Origin of the sequence: Acidovorax sp. WCS2018Noco2-16, assembly GCF_031843945.1 — a bacterium.
Classification (GTDB): Bacteria; Pseudomonadota; Gammaproteobacteria; order Burkholderiales; family Burkholderiaceae_C; genus Paracidovorax.
This window is the reverse complement of record NZ_JAVTJJ010000009.1, coordinates 39,405-52,996: the sequence shown is the minus strand read 5'-3', so window position 1 is coordinate 52,996 and position 13,592 is coordinate 39,405. Positions and strand designations below refer to the sequence as shown.

Here is a 13,592-nt window from a genome sequence, read left to right as displayed (position 1 = left end):
TTGCGGCGCTGGGCTGGCGCCGCTTCGCTGATTTTGTGACCCGCTCCTGGCCGTTGGGTCCGGCCTGCGTTTCCGCTGACGCGGCAGTGCCGCACAGTTGCGGCACAATTTGCGCCTCTTCCTTCGCTTTGCCTGATGGCGTGCCCCATGACCGACCTCCAATCCATTGCCCCTCGCGACAAGGCCGAGATCCTTGCCCAGGCGCTTCCCTACATCCGCAAGTTCCACGGCAAGACCATCGTCATCAAGTACGGCGGCAATGCCATGACCGACCCGGCCTTGCAGGCCGACTTTGCGGAGGATGTGGTGCTGCTCAAGCTGGTGGGCATGAACCCGGTGGTGGTGCACGGTGGCGGGCCGCAGATCGAAACGGCGCTGAACCGGCTGGGCAAGAAGGGTGAATTCATCCAGGGCATGCGCGTGACCGATGCCGAGACCATGGAGGTCGTGGAATGGGTGCTGGCCGGTGAAGTGCAGCAGGACATCGTCGGCCTGATCAACCAGGCCGGTGGCAAGGCGGTGGGCCTGACAGGGCGTGACGGCGGCATGATCCGCGCGCAGAAGCTGCGCATGCTGGACAACAAGGATCCGAGCATCGAGCACGACATCGGCCAGGTGGGCGACATCGTCTCCATCGACCCCAGCGTGGTCAAGGCGCTGCAAGACGACGCTTTCATTCCCGTCATCAGCCCGATCGGCTTTGGCGAAGACAACGAGAGCTACAACATCAACGCCGACGTGGTGGCGAGCAAGCTGGCCACGGTGCTGCAGGCCGAAAAGCTGGTGCTGCTGACCAACATTCCCGGCGTGCTGAACAAGGCGGGCGAATTGCTCACCGACCTGACCTCGCGCGAGATCGACAGCCTGTTCGCCGACGGCACCATCTCCGGCGGCATGCTGCCCAAGATCGCCGGCGCGCTGGATGCCGCCAAGGCCGGGGTGAACGCCGTGCACATCATCGACGGCCGGGTGCCGCACGCCATGCTGCTCGAAATTCTGACCGACCAGGCCTACGGCACGATGATTCGTAGCCACTGAGAATGAATCAGCCCCCCTGTGTCGCCTGCAGCGCCTTCCCCTCGGGGGGACGACGCCAGTGGCCTGGCAGAGCCAGTTCCACGGCGTCTGCTGGCGTGGCCTGCTCCGCAGCCATCGGACTGGGAGGGCCGCGTCGATGGCATCCGGTGCGTACGGTTCAACAGGCGCCAGGCTGAAATGAGGCTCCTTCTGGTCGAGGACGACGTCATGCTGGCCAGCGGCATCAAGTTGGGCCTGACGGATGCCGGCTACGCGGTGGACTGGGTGGGCAGCGGTGAGCGCGCAGAAGAGGTGCTGCAGGCCGAATCGTTCGACGCGGCCGTGATCGACATCGGCCTGCCGGGCATGGACGGGCTGGAGCTCACCCGCCGTCTGCGCCACCCGGAGATGGCGCACCCTTCGATGCCCGTCCTCATATTGACCGCACGCGACGCGCTGCACGACCGGGTGCAGGGGCTGGACCTGGGCGCAGACGACTACATGGTCAAGCCCTACGAGTTGCCCGAACTGCTGGCCCGCCTGCGGGCGCTGCTGCGGCGGTCGCAGGCCGCCACCACGGCGATCCTCTGCTTCGGCCCGCTGGAGCTGGACACGGCCAACCGCAGCGTCACCGTGCGCGCGGGCGACGGGTCGCTTGCGCGCCAGCCGATCGAGCTGGGCCCGCGTGAATGGACGGTACTGGAATACCTGCTGATCAACGCGCCCAAGCCCGCCAGCAAAGACAAGCTGCTGCAGGCGCTGACCGGCTGGGACAAGGAGATCACCCCCAACGCCGTCGAGGTCTACGTCTCGCGCCTGCGCGGCAAGCTCGAACCTTACGGCGTGGCGCTGCGGTCGATTCGCGGCTTCGGCTACCGGCTGGAACTGCAGCCCCCGCGCGAATGACCGGGCACGGGCAGCACACGCAGCGGCCCGGCTTTCCTCCATCCCCCCGCGCTTACCGCCCGTGACATCCGACCTGCGCAATCGGCTCCTGCTGCTGCTGGTCGCACCGCTGTGCCTGCTGGCGCTGGCCGGCGCCTGGCTCGACTACCGCTCGGCCGACGAGGCCGCCGGCCGGCATGACCAGCGATTAATGCGGCTGTTGCCTGCGCTGGCCGATTCGATCCTGTCGCCCGCCATAACCGACGACGGCCAGCCCCTGTTGCTGCTGGCCCCGCCGGTGGAAGAGTTCTTGCGGCAGAACAGCGGGTTTTCCGGCTTCAGCGTGCAGGACCTGTCGGGCCAGGTCTTGCTGGGCGACGACTGGCTGGGCAACGCCGTGCCCACTACCCAGGTGCCAGAATTCCACAGCGTGGAGCATGAACGCGTCATCTACCGCGTGGCCGTGCAGCGCGGCCGCACCAGCGCTGGCGAACTGGTGGTGGCGCTGGCCGACGGCTCTGATCCGCGCCAGCAGTGGGGCCGGCAGATGCTGCTGCGCGTGCTGCTGCCCAACCTAGCGCTGATCGCCGCCGCTGCGCTGGCCATCCACTGGGCCGTGCGCCGCGCCTTTAAGCCGCTGGTGGCGTTGACCGGCGCCGTCGAGCGCCGCTCGCCGCGCGACCTGAGCCCCATCGACGAAGCGGCATCGCCCGCCGAAGTGCGGCCGCTCGTTGATTCGCTCAACCGCCTGTTTGCGCTGGTGAACGCGCAGGCCGAGAGCCAGCGCCGCTTCGTGGCCGATGCCGCCCATCAACTGCGCACGCCGCTGGCCGGCTTGCAGGCGCAGGTGGAAGCCTGGGCGCTGGCGGCCCAGGCTGCAGGGGGGCACGCGGATGGCGAGAGGCGGAAATATGAGTCAAATAGGCCGCTAGCGCTTGATGGTAAAGCGCAGGGCGCTATTGTTTTAGGAGTAGGCGAGATCCAGAAGCTGCGCCAGGCAACGCGGCGCACGTCCAAGCTGGCGCATCAGCTGCTGGCCTTGTCGCGGGCCGACGCGCGCAGCCTTGACGCGCAGGCGCCGCAGTCTGTCGATTTGAAGGCGCTGTGCGAAAGCCTGCTGGAGGCCTTTCTGGACGCCGCCACCGCCAAAGGCATCGACCTGGGGCTGGAAGCGGAGCCCGCCCGCACCGCCGGCCACGGCTGGCTGCTGCGCGAGCTGCTGTCCAACCTGGTCGACAACGCCATCAAATACACGCCGGCCGGCGGCAGCGTCACGCTGCGCAGCGGCGTGCAGGCGGCGGCAGGCGGGCAGCCCGGCCAGGCCTTTTTGCAGGTGGAAGACGACGGCCCGGGCGTGCCGGATGCCGAGCGGGCGCGCGTCAAGCAGCGCTTTTACCGGCTGCCGGGCTCGGAAGGGGAGGGCACGGGCCTGGGGCTGGCGATTGCCGATGAGATCGCCCATGTGCACCGCGCCGTGCTGACGCTGGAGCCGGGCGCAGGCGGGCACGGCCTGCTGGTGTCCGTGCGGTTCACGGCCGAATCCGGACCGCCCTGAGCTGCGTTCCAGCCACCCGTCGCTGGAAGAAAGGCGGTCAGACCGCTGTGCGAGAATCAATTGCACACATTGGCTGCCATGTCCGAACTCCCTCCCGCCACCGACACACTCGCCCCCTTGGCAGACACCGACACATCCGCTGGGGTGCAAAACGCGGCCCTTGCGGCCCCTGCAGCCACGCGGCGCCGGCCCAAGCCCGGTGAGCGGCGCGTGCAAATCTTGCAGACGTTGGCCGGCATGCTGGAGCAACCCGGCGCCGAGCGCATCACCACCGCAGCGCTGGCCGCGCGGCTGGAGGTCAGCGAAGCAGCCCTCTACCGCCACTTCGCCAGCAAGGCGCAGATGTTCGAAGGCCTGATCGACTTCATCGAGCAAAGCATCTTCACGCTGGTGAACCAGATCATGGAACGCCCCGCCGAAAGCGAAGGCCCTGCCGACGGCGCCCAGCGCGCCGCCCGCATCGCCGCCCTGGTGCTGCAGTTCGGCGAGCGCAACCCCGGCATGGTGCGCGTGATGGTGGGCGATGCGCTGGTGCTGGAAAACGAGCGCCTGCTGCAGCGCATGAACCAGTTCTTCGAGCGCATCGAGTCGTCGTTGCGGCTGTGCCTGCGGCCCGCGGCCGACGCTGCCGGCTCGGCCATGCCCACCGTGGATGCCCAAGTACGCGCCGCGGCGCTGTGCGACCTGGTGCGCGGCAGGCTGCAGCGCTTTGCGCGCTCGGGCTTCCGGCGCTCGCCCACCGAGCATTTGGACGCGTCGCTGCAACTGCTGGTGTGAAACCAGGGCCGTAACCCATCGGCTTGGTGATGGCCAAGAGCCAGTTGGCGGCGGCTGGGGTTGGGTTTCAGGGTTTTCCCTGGAAATCCCGCGCGGCGTGCAGGAACTGACCTGGCGCACCGCTTTTCATGCAAAATAGAACGACCGTTCGTTTTATTTTGCTCATGTCCGATACGTCCTCTCCCACCAAACCCGCGCGCACCGCAGCCCGCGACGGGCGCGCCTTGCAAAAGGGCCAGCAGACCAAGGCGGTGATCGTCGAGGCCGCTCTGGGCCTGGCCACGCACATCGGGCTGGAGGGCCTGTCCATCGGCGCTCTGGCCGACGTGACCGGCATGAGCAAGTCCGGCGTGTTCGCGCACTTCGGCTCGCGCGAGGAGCTGCAGATTTCCGTGGTGCGCGAATACCACGCCCGCTTCGAGCAGGAAGTGTTCTACCCCGCCATGGCCGCGCCGCGCGGCGTGGCGCGGCTGCGCGCCATGTTCGGCAACTGGATGCAGCGCACCTCCATCGAAATCGATTCGGGCTGCATCTACATCAGCGGCGCGGTGGAGTTCGACGACCGTGCCGGCCCGGTGCGCGATGCACTGGCCAGCTCGGTACTGACCTGGCTGGCCGCGATGAAGCGCGCCATCGAGCAGTCGATGGAACTGGGCGAACTGCGTGCCGACGTCAACCCAGAGCAGATGCTGTTCGAGATCCACGGCCTGATCCTGGCGCTGCATTACGAGGCACGCTTTCTGAAGACTCCCGGCTCCATCGACCGCGCCAACGCCGGCTTCGACAACATCCTGGCGCGCTACGGCACGGCCTGAGGCGCTGCCCCGTTTCCGTTTCTTCGACAACGCTTTCTTCTTTGTCTTTTCTTCTCTTCTCATAACACTTCAGGAGTCACCATGCCCAGCTACACGCCACCTCTGCGCGACATGCAATTCGTCCTGCACGAGGTCTTCCACGTCACCGATGAGTTCAAGGCCATGCCCCAGCATGCCGAGGTGGATGTGGACACCATCAACGCCGTGCTGGAAGAGGCTGGCAAGTTCGCGGCTGGCGTGGCGTTCCCGCTGAACATCAGCGGCGACGAAGAAGGCTGCACGCTGGACAAGGCCACGCACGAAGTCACCACGCCCAAGGGCTTCAAGGACGCGTACGCGCAGTACATCGAAGGCGGCTGGGCGGCGCTGTCGTGCGACCCTGAATACGGCGGTCAGGGCCTGCCGTTCGTGATGAACCAGTGCCTGTATGAAATGCTCAACAGCGCCAACCAGGCCTGGACGATGTATCCCGGCCTGTCGCACGGCGCGTACGAAGCGCTGCACGCACACGGCACGCCCGAGCAAAAGAAGCTGTATCTGCCCAAGCTGACCAGCGGCGAATGGACCGGCACCATGTGCCTGACCGAGCCGCACTGCGGTACCGACCTGGGGCTGCTGCGCACCAAGGCTGAGCCCGTGGCCGGCGCGCCCGAGGGCACCTACAAGATCACCGGCAACAAGATCTTCATCAGCGCGGGCGAGCACGACTTCACCGAGAACATCGTGCATCTGGTGCTGGCCCGCCTGCCCGACGCGCCCAAGGGCAGCAAGGGCATCAGCCTGTTCATCGTGCCCAAATTCAATGTGAACGCCGACGGTTCGCTGGGCGAGCGCAACCCGATCTTCTGCGCCGGGCTGGAGCACAAGATGGGCATCCACGGCAACGCCACCGCGCAGATCGCCATCGACGGTGCCATCGGCACGCTGGTGGGCCAGCCGCACAAGGGTCTGCAGGCCATGTTCGTGATGATGAATGCCGCTCGCCTGGGCGTGGGCAACCAGTCGCTGGGGCTGACCGAGGTGGCCTACCAGAATGCGCTGGCCTACGCCAAGGACCGCACGCAGATGCGCAGCCTGTCGGGCACCAAGGCCAAGGACAAGGACGCCGATCCGATCATCGTGCACCCGGACGTGCGCAAGATGCTGCTGACCGCCAAGGCGTATGCCGAAGGCGCCCGCGCGCTGCAGATCTACTGCACGCTGCTGCTGGACAAGGCGCACAGCCATCCCGACGAGAAGGTGCGCAAGGATTCGGACGAACTGGTGGCGCTGCTGACCCCCATCGTCAAAGCCTTCATCACCGACAACGGCCACATCGCCACCAACCACTGCATGCAGGTCTTCGGCGGCCACGGCTTCATCAAGGAATGGGGCATGGAGCAGTTCGTGCGGGACAACCGCATCAACATGATCTACGAAGGCACCAACACCATCCAGTCGCTGGACCTGCTGGGCCGCAAGGTGCTGGGCAACAACGGCGCCACGCTCAAAAAATTCGGCAAGCTGGTGGGCCAACTGGTGGCGGAAGAGGGCGTGAACGAGAAGATGGCCGAGTTCATCAACCCCATCGCCTACCTGGGCGACCAGATGACCAAGTTAACCACCGAGATCGGCTTCAAGGGCTTCCAGAACCCCGACGAAGTGGGCGCCGCCGCCGTGGACTACCTGCGCGTTGCCGGTCACCTGGTGTTCGGTTACCTGTTCGCCCGCATGGCCCAGGTGGCGCTGCGCGAGATTGCCAATGGCAACACCGACCCGTTCTACGTCGCCAAGCTGCAGACCGCGCGTTTTTACTTCGCCAAGCTGTTCCCCGAGACGGCCACGCTGATGCGCACCGCGCGTGCTGGTGCCATGCCGCTGATGGACACCGACGCCGCGCTGGCCTGAGCGACCCGCTACCTTTCACGTTTCTAAGCCTTTTTGCCCCGGAGTCCTTATGAATAAAGCGCTAGCAGCTATATTTTGTGTAGCAATCTCCGCCCCCGTATGGGCCCAGGTGTCGCCCTTGGGCACATGGCGCAGCATCGACGACAAAACCGGTGAGGCCAAGGCGCAGATCCGCATCGGCGAAGCCGCTGGCCTGCTCACCGGTCGCATCGAGAAATCGTTGCGCAAGGACACGGCGCCCGATGCCACCTGCACCGAGTGCACGGACGACCGCAAGGGCCAGCCCATCGCCGGCCTGGAGATCATCCGCGGCGGCAAGAAGGCCGAAGGCAAGGACGTGTGGGAGGGCGGCAAGATCATCGACCCCGAAAGCGGCAAGGAATACCGCGCCAGCTTCACGCCCATCGACGGCGGCGCCAAGATGGAAGTGCGCGGCTATTTGGGCCCCTTCTGGCGCACACAGGTCTGGCAGCGCGTGCAGTAAGCGCAGCCCCCAACCATTCACAAGAAACCACACATGTCCCGATTCCAAGTGAAGAAAGTCGCCGTGCTCGGCGCCGGCGTGATGGGCGCGCAGATCGCCGCCCACCTCGCCAACGTGAAGGTGCCGGTCGTTCTCTTTGATCTTCCTGCCAAGGAAGGCCCGAAGAACGGCATCGTCACCAAGGCCATCGACGGCCTGAAGAAATTGAAGCCCGCGCCGCTGGGCGTGGTGGAAGACGCCGCACTGATCGGCCAGGCCAACTACGAAGAGCATCTGGAGCAACTACGCGGCTGCGACCTCATCATCGAGGCGATTGCCGAGCGCATGGACTGGAAGCTCGATCTCTACAAGAAGATCGCGCCTTTCGTCTCGCCTCAGGCCATCGTGGCATCGAACACTTCGGGCCTGTCGATCACCAAGCTGTCCGAGGCGCTGCCCGATGCCATCAAGCCGCGCTTTTGCGGCATTCACTTCTTCAACCCGCCGCGCTACATGACGCTGGTGGAGCTGATCGACACGCCCACCACCAAGCCTGAAGTGCTCGACCAGCTCGAAGCCTTCGTCACCAGCGGCTTGGGCAAGGGCGTGGTGCGTGCGCACGACACGCCCAACTTCATCGCCAACCGCGTCGGCATCGCCGGCATGCTGGCGACGATGAAGGAGGTGGAGAACTTCGGCCTCACCTTCGACGTGGTGGACGACTTGACCGGCAAGAAGCTGGGCCGCGCTTCCAGCGGCACTTTCCGCACCGCCGACGTGGTGGGGCTGGACACGATGGCCCACGTCGTCAAGACGCTGCAGGACAACCTGACGGAAGAAACCGATCCGTTCTACGGCAGCTTCGGCACGCCCGAGGTGCTGAACAAGCTGATCGAACTGAAGCAGCTGGGCCAGAAATCGAAGGCCGGTTTCTACAAGAAGGTGGGCCGCGACATCCTGCGTTTCGACCTGGAAAGCGGCGAGTACGTGCCTGGCGGCCAGAAGGCCGACGAGGTGTATGCCCGCATGCTCAAGAAGCCCGCTGCCGAGCGTCTGAAGCTGTTGCGCAATGCCGAGGGTGCGCAGGGCCAGTTCCTCTGGGCCATTTTGCGCAACAGCTTTCACTATGCCGCCGTGCACCTGGCAACGATTGCCGACAACGCGCGCGACGTGGACCAGGCCATGCGCTGGGGCTTCGGCATGAAGCAGGGCCCGTTCGAGCTGTGGCAGGAAGCCGGCTGGCTCGACGTGGCGAAGATGATTCAGGAAGACATCGATGCGGGCAAGGCGCTGTCGAAGGCGCCGCTGCCCGAATGGGTCTTCAAAGGGCCGGTGGCCGATGCCGGCGGCGTGCACACGGCCGAAGGCTCGTGGAGTGCTTCAAAGTCGAAGTTCGTGCCGCGCCGCCAGTTGCCCGTGTACGAGCGGCAGCACTTCCCCGAGAGGCTGCTGGGCGAGGCTTTACCCGACTGGCGCACGGCCGGCACCACGGTGTCCGAGTCCGATGCGCTGCGCACCTGGACACTTGATGGCAAGGTGTTGATTGCCAGTATCCAGAGCAAGATGCACGCGATCAGCCCCGACGTGATGGAAGGGCTCGTCGAAGCCATCGACACCGCCGAGCGCGAATACGACGCGCTGGTGATCTGGTCGGGCGATGGCCCGTTCAGCGTGGGCGCCGACCTTGCGGCCACCATGCCGGCCTTCGTCGTGGCCGGCATCTCGGCCATCGAGAGCGTAGAGCAGGAACTGCAGAATCTCATGCTGCGTCTGCGCTACGCCCAGGTGCCCGTCATCTCGGCCATCCACGGCATGGCGCTGGGCGGCGGTTGCGAGCTGGCCGTGTATTCGGCACGCCGCGTGGCCCACATGGAAAGCTACATCGGCCTGGTCGAAGTGGGCGTGGGCCTGGTGCCCGGCGCCGGCGGGCTGACCTACATCGCGCGCCGCGCGGCCGAGAGCGCCGCCGCGTCCACGGGCAAGGACCTGCTGCCCTTCCTGACAGAAGGCTTCACCGCCGCTGCCATGGCCAAGGTGGGCACCAGCGCGCTGGAATCGAAGAAGCTCGGCTACCTGCTGGACGGCGACATCGTCGTGCCGCACAAGGACGAGGTGCTGTTCGTCGCGCTGAACGAAGCGAAGGCCATGGCCGCCAGCGGCTGGCGTGCGCCGAACAAGCGGCTGTTCCCGGTAGCGGGCCGCAGCGGTGTCGCCACTATTCGCGGCTCGCTGGTGAACATGCGCGACGGCGGCTTCGTCAGCGACCACGACCAGCACATCGCCACGCTGATCGCCGAGATCGTCTGCGGCGGCGACGTGGATGCCGGCACGCTGGTGAGCGAGGAATACCTGATGGCGCTGGAGCGCAAGGCGTTCTGCGCGCTCATTCAGCACCCGAAGTCGCAGGAACGCATTCTGGGCATGCTGAGCACCGGCAAGCCTCTACGCAATTGACCTGCCACTGACTTGCAACTGGCGTGCCACTGAACACCGCATGACGACCCCTGCCTCCGCCTTTCCGCCCAACCGCATGCAGCTTCAACTCGAGCAACTCGACGACGTGCCGAAGTTTCTGCGCCCCTGGGTGCGCAACCTGGTGCTGCGCCGTGCCGTGCCCTTCACCCGCACGGCGCGGGTGGAGTTCATCGAGATGTCGCCCAACCGCGTGGAAGTGCGCCTGCCCAACGAGCACCGTGTGCAGAACCATATCGGCGGCATCCACGCCTCCGCCATGAACCTGCTGGCGGAGACGGCGACCGGCATGGCCATCGGCCTGAACGTGCGCGACGACTGCCTGCCGCTCGCCAAGGATTTGAAAATGGCCTTTCGCAAGCGGGCCACTGGCGCCTTGCGTGCGGTGGCGGTGCTGACCGACGCGCAGCGCCAGGTCTTGCGCGACAACGACAAGGGCGAGATGCAGGTGCAGGTCACCGTGACGGACGAGGCCGGCATCGAGCCGGTCGAATGCGAATTCACCTGGGCCTGGATTCCATCCAGCCGCCCCGCCAAGTAACCGACTGACTGACCGATCGACTGATCGACTGATTGATTCAAGGAGCCTTCTCCATGGCAAAACAAATGCAGGACGCCTACATCGTCGCCGCCACGCGCACGCCCATCGGCAAGTCGCACCGCGGCTTCTTCCGCAACACCCGGCCTGACGACTTGCTGGCCACCACGCTGAAGGCCGCGCTGGCCCAGGTGCCGGGGCTGGATCCGGCGTCCATCGAAGACATCATCTGCGGCTGCGCGATTCCGGAAGGCGCTCAAGGGCTGAACGTGGCGCGCATCGGCGCCGTGCTGGCGGGGCTGCCCACCAGCGTGGGCGGCATCACCGTCAACCGCTTCTGCGCTTCGGGCCTGTCTGCGGTGCAGATGGCCGCCGACCGCATCCGCGTAGGCGAGGCCGACGTGATGATCGCCGCCGGCGTGGAAAGCATGAGCATGGTGCCCATGATGGGCAACACGCCTTCGCTGTCGCCCAGCATCTTCGCCAAGGATGGCGACGTGGGCATCGCCTACGGCATGGGCCTGACGGCCGAGAAAGTGGCGCAGCAGTGGAAGGTCTCGCGCGAAGACCAGGACGCCTTCGCGCTGCTGTCGCACCAGAAGGCGCTGGCCGCGCAGCAGGCGGGCGAGTTCACCGACGAGATCACGCCCATCGAGGTGACCGACCGCACGGCCAACCTGGAGACGGGCGAGAGCATAGCCAAGACCCGCACCGTGTCGCTGGACGAAGGCGCACGTCCCGACACCAGCCTGGAGGGCCTCGCCAAGCTCAAGACCGTGTTCGCCGCGCGCGGCTCGGTGACGGCTGGCAACAGCTCGCAGACCAGCGATGGCGCGGGTGCGTTGATCCTGGCGAGCGAAGCGGCCATCAAGCGCTTCGGCCTCACGCCGCTGGCGCGCTTCGTCAGCTTTGCCAGCAAGGGCGTGCCGCCCAGCATCATGGGCATCGGCCCCATCGAGGCCATTCCGGCCGCGCTGCGCTATGCGGGCCTCAAGCATGAAGACATCGATTGGTTCGAGCTGAACGAAGCCTTTGCCGCGCAGTCGCTGGCGGTCGTTCGCCAACTGGGGCTGGACCCGGCCAAGGTGAACCCGATGGGCGGCGCCATCGCACTGGGCCACCCGCTGGGCGCCACGGGCGCCATCCGCGCGGCCACGGTGGTGCACGCGCTGCGCCGCAAGAACCTCAAGTACGGCATGGTGACCATGTGCGTGGGCATGGGGCAGGGCGCAGCCGGTATTTTTGAGCGCGTGTAACGGTCCATCGCCTTGAGCGGGTACGTCGCTTCATCCCATCTCTGGCGCTGACACGCGGGATGGGGTACGACCCCAGTGGCCGGACCAAGCCCGTTCCACGGCGTCCGATGTCGAACTTCCACGACCCGCATCAGAGGCTGCTGTCCATCTTTCAGTCACCGGCATGACGACGCTTTCAGAGGTTCCACGGCACACTCGCACACCATGAATTCCGACACTCTCCACCCTCTGGACGACGCGCTGCAACTGGAGCCCGCCGGCGCCGACCGGTACACCGGGCGCACCACGCCTGCCTACTGGAACATGGTCGGCCCGTTCGGCGGGGCCACCGCGGCCACGCTGCTGCAGGCCGTGATGCAGCACCCTCAGCGCCTGGGCGAGCCGCTGTCGCTGACCGTCAACTACGCCGGCGCAGTGGGGGAGGGCGCATTCACCGTGCAGGCCACGCCGGTGCGCACCAACCGGTCGACGCAGCACTGGGTGTTGTCCATCGTGCAGCCCGGCCCGGACGGCGAGCCGGTGACCACCACCACCGGCACGGCGGTAACGGCCGCGCGCCGCGAGACTTGGAGCGCCACCGACACGCCCATGCCCGATGCGCCCGCACCCGACGCTTTGCAACCACTGGGCAAAGGCTTGGGCGTGGGCTGGCTCGACCGCTACGACCTGCGCCCCGTGACCGGCGACATGCCCCAGCGCTGGGACGGCAGCAGCCGCAGCGAAGGCAGCCTGACGCGGCTGTGGATGCGCGACGAGCCCGCCCGCCCGCTCGACTTCTGCGCGCTGGCGGCGCTGGCCGATGTGTTCTACCCGCGTGTCTGGCTGCGCCGCGCGCACCGCGTGCCGGCCGGCACCGTGTCGCTGACCGTGTACTTTCACGCCAGCGGCGCGCAGCTGCACGCCACCGGCGCAGACCATCTGCTGGGCCAGGCGCGGGCGCAGGAATTCCGCAACGGGTTCTTCGACCAGACCGCCCAGTTGTGGAGCCGCGCCGGCAGCCTGCTGGCCAGCAGCCACCAGATCGTCTATTACAAAGAATGACCGCGCAGACCCCAAGCAAAGGATTCCCGACATGACCGACACCACCACTCCCGCTACAACGCCCGCCAACGCCTCGCAGGACATCCTCGTCCACACCGAAGCCGGCATCACCACCATCACCTTCAACCGGCTGGACAAGAAGAATTCCATCACCCGTGTCATGTACGCGGCGCTGGCTGACGCCTTCGACGCCGCCGCGCAGGACGCCGCCGTGCGCGTAGTCGTGCTGCAGGGCGACGTTGCCATCTTCAGCGCCGGCAACGACATCGGCGACTTTCTGCAGCAGACGCCTTCCACGCAGGATTCGCCGGTGTTTCGCTTCCTGCGCGGCATCGCCACCTTCCCCAAGCCGGTCATCGCGGCGGTGTGCGGCCCGGCCGTGGGCATCGGCACCACCATGCTGTTCCATTGCGACCTGGTTTACGCGGGCGACAACGCGGCGTTCTCCATGCCCTTCGTGAACCTGGGCCTGTGCCCCGAGGCGGGCTCCAGCCTGCTGGTGCCGCGCATGTTCGGCTACCACCGCGCGGCCGAGGCGCTGCTGCTGGGCGAGCCCTTCATGGCCGAAGCCGCGCTGGAAGTGGGCCTGGTCAACCGTGTGGTGCCGCCGACCGAATGCAACATGGTCGCGCAAACGCAAGCCCGCAAGCTGGCGGCCAAGCCGCTCTCGTCGCTGATAGAAACGAAGCGCCTGATGAAGCACGACCAGCAGCCCGCCGTGCTGGAGCGCATCGCGCAGGAGGGCGAGAGCTTTGGCCGCATGCTGGTGCAGCCAGCGGCGCGGGAGGCGTTCAGCGCGTTCATGGAGAAAAGGCGCCCTGACTTCAGCGCGAACTGAAATCGGGCAAGCCGCAGGCGGGCGACGCCGTCTTGCCGAAGCGGCGCC

The 13,592-nt window shown here is 66.5% G+C and carries 12 protein-coding genes; all 12 read left to right on the top strand.

Annotated elements, in window-relative coordinates; all coding sequences use genetic code 11:
- The first annotated feature begins 147 nt into the window (after window positions 1–147).
- A complete protein-coding gene (argB, locus tag RQI28_RS15990; RefSeq protein WP_311222552.1) occupies window positions 148–1,038 on the top strand; it encodes an acetylglutamate kinase in 891 nt (296 codons plus the stop codon).
- Between the two features lie 177 nt (window positions 1,039–1,215).
- Window positions 1,216–1,923, top strand: coding sequence for a response regulator transcription factor (locus tag RQI28_RS15985; protein ID WP_311222551.1), 708 nt, complete (start codon window positions 1,216–1,218; stop codon window positions 1,921–1,923).
- A 61-nt stretch (window positions 1,924–1,984) separates the two neighbouring features.
- Window positions 1,985–3,457, top strand: coding sequence for an ATP-binding protein (locus RQI28_RS15980; protein ID WP_311222550.1), 1,473 nt, complete (start codon window positions 1,985–1,987; stop codon window positions 3,455–3,457).
- Between the two features lie 78 nt (window positions 3,458–3,535).
- On the top strand, window positions 3,536–4,234 hold the full coding sequence (gene slmA, locus RQI28_RS15975) for a nucleoid occlusion factor SlmA (RefSeq protein WP_311222549.1): 699 nt from the start codon (window positions 3,536–3,538) through the stop codon (window positions 4,232–4,234).
- A 164-nt stretch (window positions 4,235–4,398) separates the two neighbouring features.
- A complete protein-coding gene (locus RQI28_RS15970) occupies window positions 4,399–5,049 on the top strand; it encodes a TetR/AcrR family transcriptional regulator (protein ID WP_311222548.1) in 651 nt (216 codons plus the stop codon).
- Between the two features lie 81 nt (window positions 5,050–5,130).
- Window positions 5,131–6,936, top strand: a complete 1,806-nt coding sequence (locus RQI28_RS15965; RefSeq protein WP_311222547.1) for an acyl-CoA dehydrogenase C-terminal domain-containing protein — start codon at window positions 5,131–5,133, stop codon at window positions 6,934–6,936.
- A gap of 49 nt (window positions 6,937–6,985) precedes the next feature.
- Window positions 6,986–7,420: a DUF2147 domain-containing protein gene (locus RQI28_RS15960; RefSeq protein ID WP_311222546.1), complete on the top strand. Its 435-nt coding sequence runs from the start codon at window positions 6,986–6,988 to the stop codon at window positions 7,418–7,420.
- A 33-nt stretch (window positions 7,421–7,453) separates the two neighbouring features.
- Window positions 7,454–9,853 (top strand): 3-hydroxyacyl-CoA dehydrogenase NAD-binding domain-containing protein, encoded by a 2,400-nt coding sequence (locus RQI28_RS15955; RefSeq protein ID WP_311222545.1) that lies wholly within the window; start codon window positions 7,454–7,456, stop codon window positions 9,851–9,853.
- 40 nt (window positions 9,854–9,893) lie between these two features.
- A complete protein-coding gene (locus tag RQI28_RS15950; RefSeq protein ID WP_311222544.1) occupies window positions 9,894–10,412 on the top strand; it encodes a DUF4442 domain-containing protein in 519 nt (172 codons plus the stop codon).
- Between the two features lie 53 nt (window positions 10,413–10,465).
- Window positions 10,466–11,665 (top strand): acetyl-CoA C-acyltransferase, encoded by a 1,200-nt coding sequence (locus RQI28_RS15945; protein ID WP_311222543.1) that lies wholly within the window; start codon window positions 10,466–10,468, stop codon window positions 11,663–11,665.
- Between the two features lie 204 nt (window positions 11,666–11,869).
- On the top strand, window positions 11,870–12,706 hold the full coding sequence (locus RQI28_RS15940) for a thioesterase family protein (protein WP_311222542.1): 837 nt from the start codon (window positions 11,870–11,872) through the stop codon (window positions 12,704–12,706).
- A 31-nt stretch (window positions 12,707–12,737) separates the two neighbouring features.
- Complete coding sequence (locus tag RQI28_RS15935; protein ID WP_311222541.1) at window positions 12,738–13,544, top strand: enoyl-CoA hydratase; 807 nt, start codon at window positions 12,738–12,740, stop codon at window positions 13,542–13,544.
- Window positions 13,545–13,592 lie beyond the last annotated feature (48 nt).